The following is an 18597-nucleotide window of genomic DNA, read 5'->3' as shown; positions in this document are numbered from 1 at the left end:
TGAACTCCACGACTGGACGAAGCACGCTATCAACGGGCACTGACAGCACTAGAGCGTTTTCTTTCGGATCACCTCGCCGACCAGATGAAGATGGCGGCGATGTGGAGTCCGGCGAGGTAGATGGTGGCGGTCTTGTCGTATCGAGTGGCCAGAGCGCGACATTGCTTGATCTTGTTGATGCGTCGTTCAACGGCGTTGCGCTGCTTGTACGTCTCGCGGTCGAAGGCCGGTGGGCGACCGCCGGATCGGCCTCGCTTCTTGCGCTTGGCGAGGGTCGGAGGGTTGGGGGATCACCGCCCGGATCCCGCGCTGGCGGAGATGGGTGCTGATCGCGCGGGACAATGAGGCCTTGTCGGCCAGGACCACGTCCGGCGTAGTCCTGGAGCGGCCGATGGGCCCTTTCCGGGTTCCGGGCTGCGGCCTGCGCGGAGGGGGCCTCCCCGTCCCGAGGCGCCGGGGTGTACCTCAGCCAGACCATGAACAGGCCGAGGTCCCGGCCCGCCGCCGTCCACCCCCGGCCCATTCGACCGGGTCTCTGAGAAGCGGGGCGCGGGCGGGGCAGGGGTGAGGGAGGCCGGTTCGACGCCCAGTTTGCGGGCGGCCTCCTCGTGGTTCACGCCTGCTCCTCTTGGCCGCGGCCTTCTTCGTGGTCTTCTTCGCCACCGTCTTCTTGGCCGGCTGCTTCTTCGCCGTCTTCGTCTTCGGCAGCTCGTGCACGTCGGCGTCCTCGCCGCGCGAGGCCCTGGCCTGCTGTACGGACTCGTTCAGCGCGGCCATCAGGTCGACGATCTGCCCCGGCCCCGCCTCCGGCTGCCGAAGCTTCGGCGGCTCACGGTGCTCCCGCTTGGCCTCGATGATCTGCGAGAGGGCCTCGGTGTAGGCGTCCTCGAACTCCTCGCCCTCAAGATCCTCGCGGTCATGGTCTCCATGAGCGCCAGCGCACCGTCGATCTCTTCATCGCTCAGCTCGACCGGCGGCGGCAGCAGCTCCTCCGGCGACCTGATCTCATCCGGCCAGCGCATCGCGTGCAGAACGATGACATCGTCCCGCACCCGCAACAGGCCCAGACGCTCGCGTCCGGACCAGGCGTACTTCGCGACGGCCACCTTGCTGCTCCGGTCCAGGGCCATGCGCACCAGCTTGTACGGCTTCGCGGCGACCTGCCCGCTCGGCGCCAGGTATTAGCCCTCGCCGATCTTCAGAGGGTCGACGGAGTCCAGCGGCACGAACGCGACGATCTCGATCACCTTTGCCGTCGGCAGGCGATCTCGCCCTGGTCGACCTCACGGTCCTCGATCTCGCAGTACTTGCGTACTCGCACCCGGCCCATGTCCTCGAGGTGGTACTGGTGGAACCTGATCGAGTGGTCCTCGGTAGCGCTGGCAACGTTGATCGGCACGGTGACCTTCTCTGAACTAGCAGCTGAGGTGTATGTGGGATCTGCGTGGGCAGCCCGACTGCCCTCCTCCCGCATCGAACGTATGCGCTCCTTGCCTGCTGCATGGTGCCGGTACGGCACCGATCTGCTGCATGACTCCAAGGAGGTCGGGCTGACCGGGCTTCCTGGCCGGGGGTGCTCTGCCCGGGCACGAGCTGCGCCGGCGGGTTTCGCAGCTGACTGGGTACACGCGGCCGGTCAGCGACGGCAGTCTGTATCCGGCGATCAGCCGTCTCACCGAGGCGGGCCTGCTGGAGCGGCGTGCCGACCCGGGTGCGGGCCCAGCGCGGTACGTACTGAGCCTGACCGGCGCCGGGCGCACCGAACTGCTGAAGCGGCTGCGCAAGCCGGCCGACCACGAGATCACCGACTTCACCCGCTTCTTCACTATCCTGGCGTCGAACAGTGCCATCTGCCGGACTCCGGATGGGGGATGCTCAACCTTTCGGGGGGCGTCGTCACCTCAGGCAAGGAATGGACGGACGGCGGCTCGGTGCACGAGGTGCACTCCCTCAAGCGTCGCGCGGCTACCGCGACCCGGCCTGTGCCCATCCCGCCGCAGTTCGTACGCATGCTCCGTGCGCACATCGAACGCTTCGGCGTGGCGCCGGACGGCCGACTGTTCCGGAACCAGGCCGGCAACTACGTGGACGCAGCTGCATATCGCACAACGTGGGCGCGGGCACGGAAGTACGTCCTGACCCGTACAGAACGCCAAGTTCCTGGACGGCGTCCGAGAGCAGGCCAACCGCCTCATCGAGCAGTCCATGCAGGAGTGGGACCGCGTCAGCCAGGGCGCGGAGGCTGAAGGCTGAGTAGGGGTTTGGTCCGTGACTGGTCCGGAAGTACTGGTCAGGAGAAGGCGCCTGGCGGGCAAAAGACCGGGTCAGGCGCCTTTTTTCGTGCCTCTAGAAGAAGCCCAGCTTCTTCGGCGAGTACGACACCAGCAGCTTCTTCGTCTGCTGGTGGTACACACTCACCGGCGCTTCTGACCTGCGGCAAAGCGTGGAATCGTCTGCTGCTGAGCCGAGTCGGTCCGCACCTGGTCCGGATCTTGGTTCGTGATCTGTGGTGTTCGCGTGCGATTCCTGCGGTACGACATGGCACCCCAGGCCAACGGCGGGTGTGACTCAGTCGTGCCGTTCTCCCGCGCGTACCAGACCGGTCTTGTAGGCGATGACGACCAGCTGAGCCCGGTCGCGGGCGCCGAGCTTGACCATGGCGCGGTTGGCATGGGTCTTGACGGTGAGCGGGGTGACGGCGATCTCGTCATTGGCCAGGCCCGAGCCCGCCAGAGTCAGCACTTCTCGTTCCCGGGGAGTCAGCGTGGTCAGGCGCTCGGTGTCGACGAGGTCGCTGGGGAGGGCTGGGCGAGGACGCGGGCGATGAGGCCCTTGGTCGCTGCCGGGGAGAGCAGCGCCTCACCGGCGGCCACGACGCGGACGGCGTGGAGCAGGTGCTCCGGTCCGACCCCCTTGCCGAGGAAGCCGCTCGCCCCGGACCGCAGGGACTGGACGACCAGCTCGTCCTCCTCGAACGTGGTCAGGACGAGAACCCTGACCCCGGCCAGATCCTCGTCCTGGGCGATCAGCCGTGTGGCTTCGATGCCGTCGACCTCGGGCATCCGGATGTCCATGACCACGACGTCGGCGCGCTCGGACCGGGTCAGTCGGGCCGCTTCCCTGCCGTTGGCGGCCTCCGCGACGACCTCCATGTCCGGCTGTGCGTTGATGAGCAGCCGGAAGGTGCCGCGGAGCAGGGCTTGGTCGTCGGCGAGCAGGATGCGAATGGTCGTGAGCGATGGTTCCTCACGTGGTGTCAGGCAGGCGCGGGCGAGAGCGAGACCGGCAGTTCGGCGATGACCTGGAAGCCGCCTTCGGGCCGCGGTCCGGCGGTGACGGTGCCGCCGATGGCGGCGGCTCGTTCGCGCATGCCACCACTGGCAACCGCGCTTTCGCTGACCCGCAAGACCTGATCACCGCCGTCCGGCGGGGCCTATGCCGGCTCCAGTACCGCCATGACGTGCTCGACGGCTGCCTCACCGGAACCAGACTGGTGCTCGCCTCACCCTGACGGCATCGCGCTTTCAAAGTCAGTAACGGCGAGTGCAGGAACTGGCCCGTCATCCGATGTCAGTCCGTCATTGCAGGTGGCCATCCGAGCTCGTTGAGGACGTGGCCGTCGGCGTCCGCTGCCGTCAACAGAGTGGGCGGCATCTGCTTTTGGGTTGTGGGTGTGACGAGTCGGTGGTCATGCGGCAGCGGTCAGCTTTCGATCTCGTCTGTTGCCGGTGAGGGCTAAGGCCTGGGTTCGGGTCAGCGATTATCGCCCACAAGAAGACGAGTCGAATGCATATGAGTCGTCATGTCCATCGAGGTTGACGTCCATGCAAGGCAAAAGGGAGATAGAGGTAGAACTCAACTCTCGAAGTCGCCTCTACTTATGCTGGGTTGTCTGGTAATCGCTTGGCTGGAACTTTTCCTTGTTCTTTCCTGTGAGTGTCCTTCAATATTCAAGCGCGGTCGTCGTCAACGTGCGCACCGCCAGGAAAACGGTCACTTTGGGCTCGCTCGTGCCCTTTCGCTACCCCCCCCCACTGTTCGCGGCCTTTTTCCTGCTCCCCAGAAGGAGCGACTCTTGCGTATCTCCCGTAAGAAAATCGCGGCACTCGCTGCCACTGTTCTGCTCTCGTCGGCGACCGCCGTGTCCGGCGCGCAGGCAGCCGACTCGCAAGACACGCGCTACGACGCCGCCATGATGAGCGCTCTGGCGACCTCGCTCGGCGTGAGCGAACAGGCCGCTGTGGAGCGGCTTGACCGCGAAGCCGACCAGCAGAGAACACTCTCCTCGCTCGAGCGCCAGGGTGTGGCGACCGACGGCTCTTTCTTCAACGCGAAGGGAGAACTGGTCGTCAACACCGACGACGCCAAGGCATCACGAGAAGTGGAAGGTGCCGGGCTGAGCGCACGCACTGTCCGCCATGGCGAGAACGAGCTGAACAAGGTCAAGGCCGCCCTGGACGATGCGGCACTCGGTAGAACTCCCACCGGGGTGAGTTCCTGGGAGGTCGACCTCGCCGCGGACACCGTCACGGTGAAGGTCAACGACGGCGACAGTGCCTCGGCCCGGGCCTTCCTCGACAAGGCACGGTCCTATGGAGACGCCGTGCGTGTCCTGTCCGACCAGCCCGACCTGGCCCCACAGGCGACCATCAAGCCCGGCGCGGAAATGGCCTTCAACGGCTTCGTCTGCTCCGTGGGTTATGGTGCCCGCGACTCCGCCGGCCATCAGTACCTCGTCACCGCAGGGCACTGCATCGAGGACCTCCCGGTCCTCTCGTACCAGGGGGCCCGCTTCGCCCAGGGCACCAACTCCCGCTTTGCCCTGGGCAGCCGCAGTGTTGACATGGGCATCGCACGTCTCGATGTCGGCAACACGATATCCACCGTGGTCGGGACCTATGGCAGGACTGCCGAGCCCACGGTGCTCGGCAGCAGGCGCGCGGCCTCCGGATCCACCCTCTGCAAGTCGGGCCGCACCACCTTCTGGACGTGCGGACGGGTCAATTCCTACAACGTGACGGTCACGTACTCCGACCCCAACGGCGGGCCGAACACTGTCGTCACCGGCCTGGCCAGCTCCTCGGTATGCACGCAGGGAGGTGACAGCGGCGGTGCCTACATCTCGGGCAACCAGGCCCAGGGCATGACTTCCGGAGGCCCCTCGAGCCAGCGCTGCAACGGCAGCGTCAACGCACCTGGATCTTCCTACTTCCAGCCGCTGGACGACGCCCTGACGCACTACGGGCTCACCCTCAACACGGCCTGACGTCGAAGACGCGGGCGTGAACGTGGGGGCCGTCCGGCATACGCTGGTCGGCCCTCATGACGCTCACCCGAGCGGGCGGGTGGCGGCACGGCCGTTCACGCGCCGGCCGCAACCCCTGAACCGGCTAGGGACGTGGAACGACACACTCTCAACCTCAGCTTGTACGGAGCGCCCGGGAGCTGTTGAGGGCGTCGGGTAGTGCTCAGGCGCTGGGGCTGAGCGCAGCTGTGCCAGTGCTGCATACCCTTCCGGTCCAGCGGGTCCCAACCACCGCCCCGGCAAGCCGTCCGCCGTCTTGGCCGGTTGCAGGGTCGGCCATCCGGCCGAGGAAGGCGTGCGGTGAGCTGTCACAACCGGCCGTTCGGCCGAGGCCGGCTCCCCTTGTGCGGGGCGAGATTGGGTGCCGCAACCCCGTCTGTCCTCACCAGGAGTACTCCATGGAACGCAAGCCTTTGATCGTCACCGGCGTCGCGCTGGCAGCGGTGGCCGTGGGTGGCGGAGCCCTCACCTATGCCATGAGCGGTACGGAGTCGACCACTGGGCTCGACAAGTCCACCACCGTGACCGTGGACGGCCACAAGGCGCTCAGCGGAGACATCGTCGCAGGCCGTACCTCGTCGAAGTACAGTCCGCTGCCATGGATCGGCGGTGACACGTCCGTCATGAAGTGCCCGGATCTCAAGGCGGTGGCCGGGGTCAAGGTGACCTGCACCGCGAAGGACGGTGACGGCAAGGACCTCTCCATCCCGGTCTCCGTCCTCAAGGCTGACGCCACCAGCGTCACTTGGATGTTCGAGCGCGTCTAGCGTCATCCTGCTGCGCCGATGAGCCTGCTGTTTTTCGAGATCCAAGCCGCATGTGCCCTGCCGGTCGATACCCGGCAGGGCAACTCATGCCGGTCCGCCCAGCTGCCCGACCATGCCAGTGGCCCCTCAGAGGCGCAGGACGCATGACCTCGTCGCGCTCGTCCCCACTGACCTCTGGCGGCTCACTGGCGGGTGCCTTCGGTGCGCTGTGTTGAGCCCTTGAACCCGGCGGCCTCGCTGCCGCCGACCGCCCTTGGCCCGAAGGTGTCGCACTCGCCTCAAGTGGTGACAACGCCGGACCTTGATCGGGCGTCGTCACAAGGCGACTGCACGAGGCTTGTCGCTTCAAGCGGGTGATAGGTCAGCGTGATCCGTCTTCCCATGGCCGCGTAGGGCTCGAGGCGTCGCGCAGAATGCGCAGAGCGCGCTCCAGGTGCTGGCGATCCACCAGCGAGAGCGGCCCGGAGACATGGGTGCGCAGCTGGGACACGTGCTTGGTCATGGCGTGGTCCAGTGCATCGGCGCCCTTGTCGGTCAGTACGGCGAGTGCGGCCCGTCGATCGACCGGGTCGGGGTCGCGGCGGATCAGCCCTTCCTTCACCATACGGTCGGCGAGCCGGGTGAAGCCGCCCGAGCTGAAGGACACGGCCTCCGCCAGGTCGGTCATGCGCAGCCGGTGTTCGGGTGTTCGCCCCAGCCGCAGCAACACCTCGAACCAGGTCTCCGGCAAGCCCAGCTCGCGGTGCACCAGCGGTTTGAGGCGGGTGTACGCCTCGACGAACAGCCCGTAGAGCGTCACGTCGTCGTCGTTCAGCAGTTCCTCGTTCACCTCCCCAGGGTGACAGAAGGTCGCACACAGAAGAAGCTGCCGTTGCAATATCTTGCTCAGCAGATATATTGTCTGCACCGGCAGGTAAATCTCCCTGTGTGCCCCTGTGGAGCCGATCATGCGCAAGCCCCTCCTCTCCGTCTTCGCTGTCGCCGCCACGGCCGGTGCGTTCGCCGTCGGCCTGGCCCTGGGCCCCGCCACAGCGGACGCAGCCCCGCCCTCGCACCCGCACCGCACGCTCACCATCAAGGCCATCGAGAGGGGCACTGCGATCAACATGGTCGATGTCGCCCCCGCCGACACCGCCCTCGGCGACCAGCTCATCGGCACCGGCGACCTCACCACCCCCGCAGGCCGCAAACTCGGCACCAGCAGCTTCGTCGCCGTCTCCACCGACGCCAAGCCCCGCACCGCCGAACTGCTGACCTTCGTCTACGAGCTGCCTGACGGAAAGATCACCACGTCCGGCACGGCCAGGCTCTCTCCCACCGGTCCCGTCTTCGACGAGCGGTTCGCCATCACGGGAGGCACCGGCGCATACAAGGACGCCACCGGCCAGGTGCGTGTGCTGCAGGAGACGGTGGAGCAGGCGAAGGTCACCTTCGCGATCCAGTACTGACCACTCAACGCATACGACACCCACGAGCACTTATGGAGTCATCTGTGAAGATCCTCTTGATCGGCGCCACCGGCATGATCGGCTCGCGCATCGCCGCGGAAGCGCTCAGCCGCGGCCACGAGGTCACCGCCGCCAGCCGTTCGGGCAGCTCGGACGCCCTGCCGCAGCACCCGAAGCTGAGCGCCCTCACCCTCGACGCCGCCGTGGCGGACCAGGTGGCCCGGGCCGGCGCCGGACACGACGTCGTCATATCCGCTGTCTCCCCGCCCCGCGACGGCTCCGACCCGGCCACCCCGCTGCTGGCCACGTACCGGTCCCTGACCGACGGGTTGCGCACCGCTGCCGTACGCCGCCTGGTGGTCGTCGGCGGCGCAGGCAGCCTGAAGACGGCCTCGGGCAGGGACCGGGTCGACACTCCGGACTTCCCCGCGATGTACAAGGCCGAGTCGCTGGCCCAACGCGAGGTGCTGCGCCTGCTGCGCGCCGAGGTGACCGACCTCGACTGGACTTACGTCTCCCCGGCCGACGAGATCGCCCCCGGAGAGCGCACCGGCACCTTCCGCCTCGGCGGCGACGACCTGCTGACCGCCGAGGACGGCACCAGCTTCATCAGCGCCGAGGACTACGCCGTAGCCCTCGTCGACGAAGCCGAGAACGACAGCACGATCCGCCGCCGCATCACCCTCGCGTACTGACCGGCAGAGGACGCGGGCAGCGGGGGAGTTCTGAGCTTCCCTGATCGTCCGCCCGTCCCGTGCCTGCCAATGCAGCCGAATGCTCCCCGTTCGCATCACCGTCCAAGGAAGGAACACGGCAATGCCGATGGCACGACGTCAGGTACTGGTGGGAGGTTCGATCGCCTCTGCCGCTCTCGCACTCGGAGGAGCGAGCGGCTTCGCGACGACCCCAGAGGCCTCAGGCCGACGCGCCGGCACGCGTGAGGAGACCAAGAGCCTGGAGCAGCTGTACCGTGAGGCGAAGGCGGAGGGCGGCACGCTCACCGTGTACGCCGGCGGTGACACCGCCACCCAGCAGGACGGCAACAAGGCCGCCTTCGAGGAGGCGTTCCCCGGCATCACACTGAACATCGTCGTGGACTACAGCAAGTTCCACGACGCCCGCATCGACAACCAGCTCACCACCGGCACCCTCGTCCCCGACGTCGTCCAGCTACAGACCCTCCAGGACTTCCCCCGCTGGAAGCAGGAAGGCGTCCTGCAGCCCTACAAGCCGGCCGGCTTCTCCCGCGTCCACCCTGCCTTCAAGGACCCCGACGGCGCGTGGACCGGCATCTTCGTCGACGCCTTCTCCACTATCTACAACATCGACAAGGTAGGCGCCAAGCAGGCACCGGCCACCGCTCGCGACCTCCTCGACCGGCGTCTCAAAGGGAAGATCGTCTCCACCTTCCCGAACGACGACGACGCGGTGCTGTACCTGTACAAGCTCATCATCGACAAGTACGGCTGGGACTGGCTGCGCCGGTTCGCCGCCCAGGACGTGGCCTGGGTACGCGGCACACAGGAACCCGCCGACCGCGTCGAGGCGGGCACCGCCGCCGTCGCGCTCGGCACGGACGGCATGCTCACCCCGGCCGACGGCATGAAGACCCGCTTCGTCCTGCCCGAGCGCGACCCGTTCATGGCCTGGGCCCAGCGCGCCGCCATCTTCAAGGGCGCCAGCCACCCGGCCGCGGCCAGGCTGTACCTGAACTGGTGGCTGTCGAAGCAGACCCAGTCCGACTTCTACATGTGGTCTGTCCGCACCGACGTGGCCCCGCACGCGGGCTACCGGCCCATCTGGGACTACCCCAACGCCCACCTCGGCGGCTTCGAGCACTTCATGGCCGACCGCGCCCTCGTCGAGCGCTTCAAGCAGCAACTCACCCTCTACGTGGGAGAGGTGAGCGGCGCGCCGTCCCCGGGCCGGCTCGGCCTGCACCCCGGCCGCTGATGCGGACGCATCCGACCGAGGAAGCTTCTGGCTGATGAGGCGGTCGATCAGACCCGGCCGAGGAAGACGTACGCGCGCTGGGCATGGCGAGCGGCTGCGGCTCGGGAATGCTTCAGTCTGATCGGTGCCACCGGCTGCCTCAGTCGACCAGTGCAGCCAGTTGATGTACGGCAGTCGGGCGCCCACGCGGACGACGCACCGGGCGTCGATGCGCCGGGCGCGGCCGGTGTCCTCGGCGAAGGTGGCTGCCCGGTACGGTCGCTCGTCCTCGGTCTGGGCCCGTACTGAGGGACTGCCGGCGCCCAGCCCGCGCGGGTCGATCCTCAGGGACAGGGCGCGGGCGTAGTCGAGGGGCACGGTGGAGGTGGCAAACCAGTCGGAGGCCGGGTACTCCTGACCAGCTACCGGGTCTATTCGCAGTGCACCGGGCTTCGGCCCGGTGGTGAAGCGAATCTGAGAACTGCTCTGACCTCAGCTGTGTGCATGGATCTGCATTGTTCACGTCAGCCGAGGTCAGAGCGGCCGGTCCCGCTACCGCGCCAGCTCCGCTTGATTAGCCCACGCCGCTCAAGGGCCCAAGCCACGTTCGAACTCTTGGGAGCAATGGGCACGGCACTGGACGCTGCAGCGATCTGGCGGAGCATGTCAGCTTGCTGTTCGGTCAGCGTGTACTTCATGAGCTTCGGCTCCACCTCGACGAACTGCGGGCAACTCCACCAAGGTACGGCCGACGAGCAGCCTCAGAGCGCTTCCCGCCGCCCGTTCGGGCTCCACCACCCCAACCTGGTCAACAGATCGAAGACGCCAACCCGACCGGCGAGCTCTGGATCGTCGCGGACAACCTGTCCAGTCATAACAGCCTGTCCACCCGGACCTGGCTCGAAGACCATCCCCGCATCCACCATGCCTTCATCCCCGTCGGCGCGTGCTGGCTCAACCTGCAGGAAGGCTGGTGGCGCATCTTCCGCGAAGCCGCCCTCGCCGGCCGCTCATTCGCTAATCGCGACGACGTCGAACACGCCACCACCCTTGCAACCAGACAGCTCAACTCCCATGCCACGGCCTGGATTAGGGGCAGACCAGCACCCCCGACCCGCCGACTACGGCGCCGATATGTGTACATCGTTTGAGGAACCCAGCACTAGGTGGTCCACCAGGACGACGTCTCGGAGAACCGGAAGTTGGTGTAGGTCTTCCGGTAGATGATCCGGTCCTGGTAGTCACGGGCGGTGCGCACGCGGTCCGGCAACTGGTCGACTCCCGACAAAACCCGGTCGGTGACCACGCGGCAGGCGTGCGACACCTGGCAGGACTGGATCTGGCGGGGTGAGACCTACAAGTGCGCCTGGAACGTTCCCAAGTGCCGATACGACTGGGGGAAATCGAAGACAACGGGCTGGCAGTGGTCGGTCGGCCTCAATGTCAAGATCCCGATCCCGGGTGCCAAGGACCTCGTCAGTGTCACCCCCTCGTACGGGCGTAACGGTTCCACCACCACTTCGTTCACCTTCTCGATCGAGTTGAATCCGGAGCAGAAGGCCCAGCCGATCCAGGTCGTGGAGCGCCGCTGGACGAAGGGCGTCTTCCAGGGCATCTACCACTCCACGGGGAAATCCTGCCTGCCGAGCCCGGGCAGGCCCGACGGCAACGCCTACCTGTACCGCTGGGACCCCAACAAGCGCTGGGGCAGTTGGACGACCAACCTGGCCGTGAGCAACTACGCGTCGTACCACGTGTGGTGACAGAACCGGGAGACGGCGAAGCCTGCCCGCGCCCGATCGAGACGCCGCGCGAGGCGCGTTGTGCGATGGCTGACGCCGCCTGGTGGGCCCATGGCAGGGGGCGTATGAGAAGCCCCCTGCCATGCACCTCGCGGCCCGTCCCGGTCGTCGGCGGTCCACTTCGAGAGTCCCGCCAGAAAATCCAGCAGACGTCGGTTGACCTGGTCAGGCGCTTCCTCCTGTATCCAGTGCGTCACTCCGGGCAGGATGTCGGCGCCGCGCAGGTCGGTGACGTGCCCCTCCATCAGCGACGGCGGCATGAACCGCGGTCCCCCTCACCGCCGATGTACAGGGACGGCTGGTCGACGGTGCGGCCGTCGTAGGGGGCCAGAAGCTCCCAGTTGCGGTCGAAGTTGCGGTACCAGTTCAGCGGTCCTGTCCAGCCGTTCCGCTTCAGCGAGGCGATCAGCGCCCGGTCCTCGGGGGAGGGGGTAGGTGAGACGGTCGGTGGCCGGCCCGTTGAGCCACGCCTCGCGGCCCTGGACCCGGCGACCGTTGAGCGCGCGCTCGACGTCGGCGTCGAAGAGCGCTTCGGCGACTCCGGGTTCCTGGAGCCAGAGCATGTAGAAGTCCTCGCCGAGTGTCTCGCGCCAGTACTGGGTGGGCGGTACGGGAGTGCGTGGCACGAACGGGACCGACACCCCGGTGACGGCCCGGACCCGGTCCGGGTGGAGGAGCGCCGTGTACCAGGCGACCAACGCGCCCCAGTCGTGTCCGACCACGACCGCCTGCTCCAGGTTCAGCGCGTCCAGCAGTCGCACCACGTCGCCAGACAGGTGCTCGATGTCGTACGCCTGGACACGGCTCGGGACGGAGGTGTCGCCGTAGCCGCGCTGGTCGGGGGCGATGGCCCGGTAGCCAGCCTCGGCCATGGCGGTGATCTGGTGCCGCCAGGTAAGCCACAGCGACGGAAATCCGTGCAAGAAGAGCACGGCAGGGCCGGTGCCGACTTCGGCGACATGCATATCTATCTGGCCGAGGTTGACGTGGCGGTGCGCTATTCCGGTCAGTTCAGGGGCGTTGGTCATCGTGTCTTCAGGGGAGACGAGTCGAATCGGGCGTCCGGCCCTGGCGTGGGGCGGAGAAGGCCGGGCGCCGTGGCTCACCCTCCCGCCGCCGGCCCCTCACCCGCATCGAACGGCCGGGCTCGGCCCCGGATCGGGCAGTCGCCTCGGCCGAAAGGCCGAGTGGGCGGCCCACGGGGTGATCGGGCCGCCGGATCGCTCGGTCAGCGCTGGAAGGGCATGGTCCCGCAGTTGGACGTGGTCGGCTTGCCCTCCAGGCGGTCGGTGAGCCAGGAGATCGCCGTTCCCTGGTCGGTCATGAGGGGGGCGAGGTGGTTGGTGAGGATCTTGTCGCCGAGGTTGGGCAGGTTGACGGCCTGGTAGGTGACGTTGCCGTCCTTGCGGCACCAGTCCACGGCCAGTCGGCGGGCCTGGGCGTGCGGAACGATGTCGTCCTGGATGCCGGTGGCCACCCTGACGGGGCCGTTCGGCTTGAGCGTCCCGATCCGCTGTTCGTCGAGGATGGCCTGCGAGCGCGGATCGGCGGCGATGATCTCGGCGACGGACTTGCCACTCTTCGTCCACGTGCTGCTCCGCGAGAAGCCGTACCCGAGCATCGCGTCGCCGATGCACATGGTCGACGTGTCGGCGAGGGCCTTGCGTCCTGCATCGTTGAGGTTCGCCTCGGCGGCGGCCCGCATGTCGGGGTACGCCTGGACGAAGCCGTTGATCGCCCAGCCGAGGGCGGCTGCCAGAACGCTGCCGTCGATCCCCTTCATGACGGCGGTCAGGTCGGCGGGAGGCGCGCCCGCGTAGGTGCCCGCCAGGTGGACGTCGGGCGCGTACGTGGCTTGGAGTTCGGCCGCCGACGCGGTGGCTCCGCCGCCCTCGCTGTACCCGTACAGGCCGACGCGGGAGCCGGAGGTGAGGGACGTGCCGGGCAGAGCGCGCGCCGCACGGACGGCGTCCAGCACCGCGTGTCCCTCGTCCAGGCGGTTGACGTAGGTGTGCAGACGATCGGTGGCGCCCAGACCGACGTAGTCGGTGACGACGACGGCCGCTCCGGTGGCCAGCAGACGGTAGATCGCCATGTTGTCGTAGCCGACGGACAGAGTCTGTCCGCTGACGGTGAGCGGATGCTGCAGGCCGAGCGAGGGCGCACACTGATCGCCCTGGCCCATAGTCCCCGAGGCCACCGCGACCAGAGGGCGGGGCCCGTCGCCCTCCCACTTTGCCGACGGCTCGATGTAGACGCCGGTCACCGCGACGGCCTGGCCGTCGGAGTCGGTGGACTTGTACATCAGCCGGGTGGCGGTGCCCGGCAGGGTGCGGCCGTCGAGGCCGGGCAGCGAGAGCCCCAGGGGGAGGGGCTCGTGCCGAATCAAGGCGCCGTTGGTGGCAGGCAGTTGGGCGGGCGGGGTGTAGAAGGCCGGGATGGCGACGCCCCGGGATACGACGGGCGCGGTTGTGGCCCCGGTCGCGGTGGCGTCGGCCGTGGTCGCGCCGACGCAGACGCAGGCCACGGTGGCGAGCGAGACGGCGGCCAGACGATTGGAACGCGGACGGCTTCGGTAACGGCTCACAGCTCACTCCTCGTGCTGCTGCATTGCGTGGTTGCGCGAAAAACTAGCACCGTTAGTTACCACCGGTAACGCCGGTCGAGTTACGTTCCGGTAACCGTTTGCCCAAGCAAGCGCATGGCGTTGCGAGCGGGCCGCGCGCTTTGTCGCCGGCATCTCGCGAGAACGGGAAGACGCCCCGCTGGCAAGTCAGCCAGGCCGCGTTGCGGGTCGGAGCCACGAGGTAGCTGCTGGGGATGTTGGCATCGGCCAGTACGAGGCCCACCACGCCTTGATGTCAGCTGCAACGCCTGCCCGTCGATACCGCGCCGTCCGGACCGGTACCGACATGAGGTTGCACGTGCCCCCCGGAGCAGGGGGCTCTTGACGCGGCACTAGCTCATGACATCGGTGCCGCTTCGGCTCAGCAGGTGGTCCATGGTCTCGGCGGAACGCAGGAGTTGGAAGTCGATGCCCCCGTCGGCAGCCGTGCGTGCGCCGTAGACGGCGGGCTCGAGCATGCCGTTGAAATGGTAAGGCGCGGAGAAGCAGTAGGCGCCGGTGTCGAGGACGGCCACGAGGTCGCCAGGGGCGAGTTCGGGCAAGGGACGAGATCGCGCGATCATGTCGCCGGCGAAACAGAGAGGGCCCGCGATGTCCTGGGCGGTGAGCGGACCGGTCTTCGTCTCACCCGTGGGGTGGTGGGCGGAGACGCGCAGGGGCCAGGAGTCGGGCTGGAACACGGTGCGTGCAGCGACGTGGGCACCGGCATGAGTGATCGCGATCGGGAGTTCCCCGGCGGTCTTCGTGTACTCGACGTAGGCGGCGGTGAAGCCGTTCTTGGAGAGCAGCGAGTGGCCGAACTCGGTGATGATCCGGTAGTCGCCGGTGAACAGGCCCGGTGCATGGTCGCGCAACCGTGCCACGTAGGCGTCGAAGCCGGGGGCGCTGTCGTCGCTGTCGAAGTCGACCGGCAGCCCCCCGCCGATGTCGATGCCTACGATCTGCCGTCGGCCGAGTCCGGCGTTGACCTTCTCGGCGAAGGCGACGGTCTTGGCGATGCCCTGGGCGATCAGGTCGAGCGGACAGCCCTGCGATCCGACGTGCGCGTGCAGCCAGGTCAGCCAAGGGTGCTCGCGGTAGGCCTGCAGGAGCCGGGCGAAATTGCCGGTGTCCTCCAGCGCTATGCCGAACTTGGACGTGGCGGTGGCTGTGCTGCTGTGGGCGATCGAGCCGGCGCCGACCTGGGGATTGATCCTGATGCCGATACGCGAGTTCGACGAGCGGGTCGTGAGGATCGTGTCGATGCGGGCCAGTTCCTGGAAGTTGTCCGCGTTGACCGCGACACCGAGTTCGAGTGCCTGACGGAGTTCGGCGCGGGTTTTCAGCGGAGAATCGAACACGATCTGTTCGGGGGCGAATCCGGCGGCCAGCGCTTGGGCGAGTTCGCCCGCGCTGGCTGCTTCACAGCCCATGCCGAGCCCTCGGAGCTCCAGGAGCAGTGGCACCAGGGGGTTCGCCTTCGCCGCGAACGCATGCTGCACGGAGACCGACGACGGGAAGGCGCTCCGGAGGGCCGCGACGCTGGCGGCGACGCCGTCGAGGTCGACGAACCCCGCCAGCGGAGCGTCGTCGGCGTCGAGGAGCCGCTGCTGTACCGCAGCGCTCAAAATGTGCTCACGCCGTTGTGCTGCCTGGGAAATGGTCACCTTGCACCTTCCGAGTCGTTGTGCCCACCCGGGTGGTACCGGGCACTCGAAGGCCAGATTCCCGGACTGTCGCGACCGCGTCTTCATCCTCGGATGCACACTTCTCCGGGGCGAGCCGTGCCTGCGGACAGGGACCGTGAGCCCTCCGCCGGTGGTTGTGTCCGGGCACGAAGCCGGCCCGTGGCGATGGTGCGCGGCGACAGGTTCACCGGTCGCCGGAGCCGCCGCGGCTCATCAGGCGCAGCTGCAACTGGGCCAGGAGACGGGCTTCGGGGTCGTCGAGGTGGAGGCCGCACACCTCGCGCAGCCGCCGGATCCGGTACCGGAAGGTGTTGGGGTGGACGCCCAGCGCCCGGGCTGCCGCGGGGACGTCCGAGAAGTGGTCGAGGTAGGCGCGCAGTGTGTCCACCATGCCGCCGTCGTGTTCGGCGTCGTAAGCCGTCAGGCGCGTCACCGGCAGCTCCGGTGGCAGGCGTACTTCCTGAAGCGCGTCCAGGAGCTGCAGCATTGTCGCTGCCTCCGCCACCTCACCCAGCCGCGCCACCGCGCGGGAGGTGCCGCCGGACAACAGCGCCCGCAGTGCCAGATCGGCCGTGCGTCGGGACTCGGCCGCGCGGTGAAGATCCGCCGCCACCTCTCCGACACCGATCCGCACGTCGGCGTCGACCGCCGTGGACAGGTGTCCGGCCAGGGACTCGGCCAGCCGCGTCACCTGCGCCATGGCGCGCTGAGAGTCCGGCAGCAGGTTGCCCACGAGTCCGAGCGCCCCACGGGGGACTGCCACCACGACCGCCTGATGCCCGTGTGCGGCACAGTGCAGGGCTACCAGGTCCGGCAGGCGACCCTCACCTCGGTCCCGGTCCGGACCGGGACCGGCGCGCACCGCCAAGACCGCGCACCGGCTGTCGACAGGCAGCCCGGCGGATGTCGCCAAGGCTTCGGCGGAGCCCGAACCGTCCAGGACAGCCCGTGCGGCTTCCTGCACGGCCTGCAGGTGACCGGCCCGTCGAGACCGGTGATGGAGCAGGTGCGGAGCCGCAGCCCGGGCGGCCGCCCGCAGGTCGTCCTCGGCCGTCTCCGGCAGCGGACGTCCGGCAGGCGCCACCCAGATCGATCCCAGAACCTCACCGCCGGCGGTCACCGCGATGGCCAGCCGCTCGGGGAGATCCTCTTCAGCCGGTCGGCGCACCACATCCCCTGAACTCCACAGGACGCGGAAGAAGCCGCTCTCCCGCATCGCCGCCACCGTGGAAGCCGGCACTCGGCGACCGAGGATGGTGCGTCGGCGCATCTCGTCCACGTCCTCGTCCGTGGACGAGTAGGCAAGCACGTGCGACTGCTGGTCCTCGATCGTCACCGCCCCGCCGACCGTCACCGCTACAGCGTCGGCCAGTTCCTCCAGGTCCCCCAGGGCCACCTGGGCGAACGGGGGATCGGCCGGGCAGCCGACAGCCACCAGACCGGCGCGGATCATCCCCACCAGTTGCATCCACCCCACCCACGCCGGGCGGATGAGCACCGCCACACCCGCGGCCTCGGCCGCTCCGCGCAACTCCGAACGCGCCGGTTCCCGCCCGCCAGGACCGAAGACCACTGCCACGGCCCTGGACCGACCGGCGGCCCGAACGACATCGACCGCCGCACTCGATCGCGCGTCGACTCCGATCGCCAGCAGCACCTCTCCTGGCCGTGCCTCCGGCTCCAGCGCGTCCCACACCGTCACGCCTCGCACGGAAGTCGCCACACCGTGTGGAGCCGTGACCAGTTCGAGTGCACCAGCCCCCACCAACGACAGCAGACCTTCCAATGTCGGACCCCGCTCCGGCGAGGACCTCGGCTCGAAAGAACCACCTGACTCCATCAGACTCTCCGCATTCAAGATCACATGGACCGGTAACACCCCCGTCGATCTTCGGTCACAGTCCCGCGCCGGGGCCGCCGAAGCCTCAACAGATCACTGACGGGCTGTGGGAGATCGCGGAATCACTGACTCGCTGTCGAGGGTACGACCGCAGGGGAAACCAAGAATGCCTGATCGACGACGCTCGCGGCCTTCACCGACGCGTGGGTCAGCGTTGCGTCTGTACGGAACCCTCCCGTGGCGTTCGAGCACGCCGGCCCACCGTCGCACCGTCCAGGCGCCGCTTCCGGCCGGGGCCGACGTCACGGTCACGACCGACGGCCACGCCTGTCCGGTGCGCGAAAACCGTTGCTGTCCCTCGGGCCGGGGGATCGGTCACGCACGGCCCGAACCCGGCTACATCGGTGGCAGCAGGCCTCCGTGCCACGGCCGGAGGCCTGGCGACAGCTCGCCCTACCGCGCAGATGTTGCTGACCCCCACCAGGGCACTCGGTCGCCGACGTCGTTGGCGGCGAAGAAGTCCCTGACGGCGGCCTTTTCCGCGGCGTCGGGCTGGGTGTTGACGCAGTCCGATCCGCCCCAGGCGCCTGACATCACCTTGGAGCAGGGGCTGCCCGGGCCCAGGTCGGGGAGCGACAGGATGTGGCCCAGCTCATGGACGACGATGCGAGAAGGCTTGTACAGCTGGGCGTCGCCGACTTCGAGGTACACCCAGCCCTGTCCCGCGCCCTTGATGTTGACGTGGGATTGGACTCCCTTGGCTGTCTTGTACTCCATGACCCGCAGCGGTGCCGGAGTGTCCTGTTCGACGAACTTGATCGACGGGACGGCCGTGTTCCAGATCTCGATCGCCTCGCGCGCTGCGTCCGTGTAGGAGCCGGCCAGCATGAGGTCGATCGGGATGACCTCAGGAGCCGGGTCGGCCGCGCCTGCCGGCGTACTGACACCCAGAAGGGCACCGGACGCCAGGACCACCGTCGCCAACAAGTTCAAGGTTCGGGTCATGGAAATGCCTCCATTCGATTGTCAAAGGAGGCTAGAGACGCCGAGTGTGGTCCTCAACGCGACTTCAGGCCTGTTGATTTCGAGGGATGGCCGGTAGATGACCTTCGTCTCGGACGTCGTGCCCCGCCGCTCAACGACGGTGGGTGATAGTTCGGCGGTGCCACGAGCCGTTACTCCGATGGTCGGCAGTCTGTCCGTCGGCGCC

At 68.0% G+C, this 18597-nt stretch carries 15 protein-coding genes and 4 pseudogenes; 9 read left to right on the top strand and 10 right to left on the bottom strand.

What is annotated here, in order from left to right; all coding sequences use genetic code 11:
- Positions 1 to 68: 68 nt before the first annotated feature.
- A pseudogene (locus ACFZDA_RS18545) lies at positions 69 to 402 on the bottom strand (transposase); the annotation flags it as partial.
- A gap of 219 nt (positions 403 to 621) precedes the next feature.
- Positions 622 to 1474: pseudogene (locus tag ACFZDA_RS18540) on the bottom strand (Ku protein); the annotation flags it as partial.
- 89 nt (positions 1475 to 1563) lie between these two features.
- Between ACFZDA_RS18540 and ACFZDA_RS18535 the strand changes: the two are divergent.
- Positions 1564 to 2139 carry a helix-turn-helix transcriptional regulator gene (locus tag ACFZDA_RS18535; protein ID WP_391083238.1) on the top strand — a complete coding sequence of 192 codons (576 nt, stop codon included), beginning with the start codon at positions 1564 to 1566 and terminating at the stop codon, positions 2137 to 2139.
- A gap of 429 nt (positions 2140 to 2568) precedes the next feature.
- Here the strand turns inward: ACFZDA_RS18535 and ACFZDA_RS18530 are convergent.
- Positions 2569 to 3260 (bottom strand): annotated as a pseudogene (locus tag ACFZDA_RS18530) (response regulator).
- A gap of 113 nt (positions 3261 to 3373) precedes the next feature.
- Here ACFZDA_RS18530 and ACFZDA_RS18525 point away from each other — a divergent pair.
- From ACFZDA_RS18525 to ACFZDA_RS18515, 3 genes and pseudogenes are all read left to right on the top strand, one after another.
- Positions 3374 to 3511, top strand: a pseudogene (locus ACFZDA_RS18525) (DDE endonuclease); the annotation flags it as partial.
- Between the two features lie 564 nt (positions 3512 to 4075).
- Positions 4076 to 5266: an alpha-lytic protease prodomain-containing protein gene (locus ACFZDA_RS18520; RefSeq protein WP_391082193.1), complete on the top strand. Its 1191-nt coding sequence runs from the start codon at positions 4076 to 4078 to the stop codon at positions 5264 to 5266.
- A gap of 437 nt (positions 5267 to 5703) precedes the next feature.
- Positions 5704 to 6072, top strand: a complete 369-nt coding sequence (locus ACFZDA_RS18515) for a hypothetical protein (protein WP_391082191.1) — start codon at positions 5704 to 5706, stop codon at positions 6070 to 6072.
- 361 nt (positions 6073 to 6433) lie between these two features.
- Here ACFZDA_RS18515 and ACFZDA_RS18510 read toward each other — a convergent pair whose 3' ends face one another.
- Positions 6434 to 7021: a MarR family transcriptional regulator gene (locus ACFZDA_RS18510; protein WP_391082188.1), complete on the bottom strand. Its 588-nt coding sequence runs from the start codon at positions 7019 to 7021 to the stop codon at positions 6434 to 6436.
- On the opposite strand from ACFZDA_RS18510, the gene ACFZDA_RS18505 reads away from it, so the two are divergent.
- From ACFZDA_RS18505 to ACFZDA_RS18490, 4 genes are all read left to right on the top strand, one after another.
- Positions 7020 to 7520, top strand: a complete 501-nt coding sequence (locus ACFZDA_RS18505; RefSeq protein ID WP_391082185.1) for a hypothetical protein — start codon at positions 7020 to 7022, stop codon at positions 7518 to 7520. The genes ACFZDA_RS18510 and ACFZDA_RS18505 overlap by 2 nt on opposite strands.
- A 44-nt stretch (positions 7521 to 7564) precedes the next feature.
- Complete coding sequence (locus ACFZDA_RS18500) at positions 7565 to 8215, top strand: NAD(P)H-binding protein (protein ID WP_391082182.1); 651 nt, start codon at positions 7565 to 7567, stop codon at positions 8213 to 8215.
- Between the two features lie 121 nt (positions 8216 to 8336).
- The gene (locus tag ACFZDA_RS18495) at positions 8337 to 9473 is read left to right on the top strand and encodes an extracellular solute-binding protein (RefSeq protein WP_391082179.1); all 1137 of its coding nucleotides are present in this window, start codon (positions 8337 to 8339) and stop codon (positions 9471 to 9473) included.
- Between the two features lie 650 nt (positions 9474 to 10123).
- The gene (locus ACFZDA_RS18490) at positions 10124 to 10603 is read left to right on the top strand and encodes a transposase (RefSeq protein WP_391082176.1); all 480 of its coding nucleotides are present in this window, start codon (positions 10124 to 10126) and stop codon (positions 10601 to 10603) included.
- Between the two features lie 11 nt (positions 10604 to 10614).
- On the opposite strand, the gene ACFZDA_RS18485 is transcribed toward ACFZDA_RS18490, so the two are convergent.
- Positions 10615 to 10740, bottom strand: a complete 126-nt coding sequence (locus ACFZDA_RS18485) for a hypothetical protein (protein ID WP_391082173.1) — start codon at positions 10738 to 10740, stop codon at positions 10615 to 10617.
- Positions 10741 to 10750: 10 nt separating this feature from the next.
- On the opposite strand from ACFZDA_RS18485, the gene ACFZDA_RS18480 reads away from it, so the two are divergent.
- Complete coding sequence (locus tag ACFZDA_RS18480; protein WP_391082170.1) at positions 10751 to 11215, top strand: hypothetical protein; 465 nt, start codon at positions 10751 to 10753, stop codon at positions 11213 to 11215.
- 314 nt (positions 11216 to 11529) lie between these two features.
- Here ACFZDA_RS18480 and ACFZDA_RS18475 read toward each other — a convergent pair whose 3' ends face one another.
- The 5 genes from ACFZDA_RS18475 to ACFZDA_RS18455 form a co-directional block, all read right to left on the bottom strand.
- Entirely contained in the window at positions 11530 to 12282 is a 753-nt protein-coding gene (locus ACFZDA_RS18475; RefSeq protein WP_391082166.1) for an alpha/beta fold hydrolase, read from the bottom strand.
- 200 nt (positions 12283 to 12482) lie between these two features.
- On the bottom strand, positions 12483 to 13841 hold the full coding sequence (locus ACFZDA_RS18470) for a lipase family protein (protein ID WP_391082163.1): 1359 nt from the start codon (positions 13839 to 13841) through the stop codon (positions 12483 to 12485).
- A gap of 371 nt (positions 13842 to 14212) precedes the next feature.
- On the bottom strand, positions 14213 to 15487 hold the full coding sequence (locus ACFZDA_RS18465; RefSeq protein ID WP_391082161.1) for a diaminopimelate decarboxylase: 1275 nt from the start codon (positions 15485 to 15487) through the stop codon (positions 14213 to 14215).
- A 244-nt stretch (positions 15488 to 15731) separates the two neighbouring features.
- Positions 15732 to 17249, bottom strand: coding sequence for a helix-turn-helix domain-containing protein (locus tag ACFZDA_RS18460; RefSeq protein ID WP_391082158.1), 1518 nt, complete (start codon positions 17247 to 17249; stop codon positions 15732 to 15734).
- Positions 17250 to 17840: 591 nt separating this feature from the next.
- Positions 17841 to 18392 carry a snapalysin family zinc-dependent metalloprotease gene (locus ACFZDA_RS18455; protein WP_391082155.1) on the bottom strand — a complete coding sequence of 184 codons (552 nt, stop codon included), beginning with the start codon at positions 18390 to 18392 and terminating at the stop codon, positions 17841 to 17843.
- Positions 18393 to 18597 lie beyond the last annotated feature (205 nt).

This window comes from Streptomyces sp. NPDC007991 (assembly GCF_042958445.1).
Taxonomy (GTDB): Bacteria; Actinomycetota; Actinomycetes; order Streptomycetales; family Streptomycetaceae; genus Streptomyces.
The sequence above is the reverse complement of the archived record's forward strand: the minus strand, read 5'-3'. Positions and strand labels throughout refer to the sequence as shown.

Bases quoted from the DNA above. Each gene is read 5' to 3' on its own strand.
- ACFZDA_RS18495 (WP_391082179.1), top strand. From the start codon at position 8,337: ATGCCGATGGCACGACGTCAGGTACTGGTGGGAGGTTCGATCGCCTCT.
- ACFZDA_RS18510 (WP_391082188.1), bottom strand. From the start codon at position 7,021: ATGATCGGCTCCACAGGGGCACACAGGGAGATTTACCTGCCGGTGCAG.
- ACFZDA_RS18475 (WP_391082166.1), bottom strand. From the start codon at position 12,282: ATGACCAACGCCCCTGAACTGACCGGAATAGCGCACCGCCACGTCAAC.
- ACFZDA_RS18515 (WP_391082191.1), top strand. From the start codon at position 5,704: ATGGAACGCAAGCCTTTGATCGTCACCGGCGTCGCGCTGGCAGCGGTG.
- ACFZDA_RS18505 (WP_391082185.1), top strand. From the start codon at position 7,020: ATGCGCAAGCCCCTCCTCTCCGTCTTCGCTGTCGCCGCCACGGCCGGT.
- ACFZDA_RS18455 (WP_391082155.1), bottom strand. From the start codon at position 18,392: ATGACCCGAACCTTGAACTTGTTGGCGACGGTGGTCCTGGCGTCCGGT.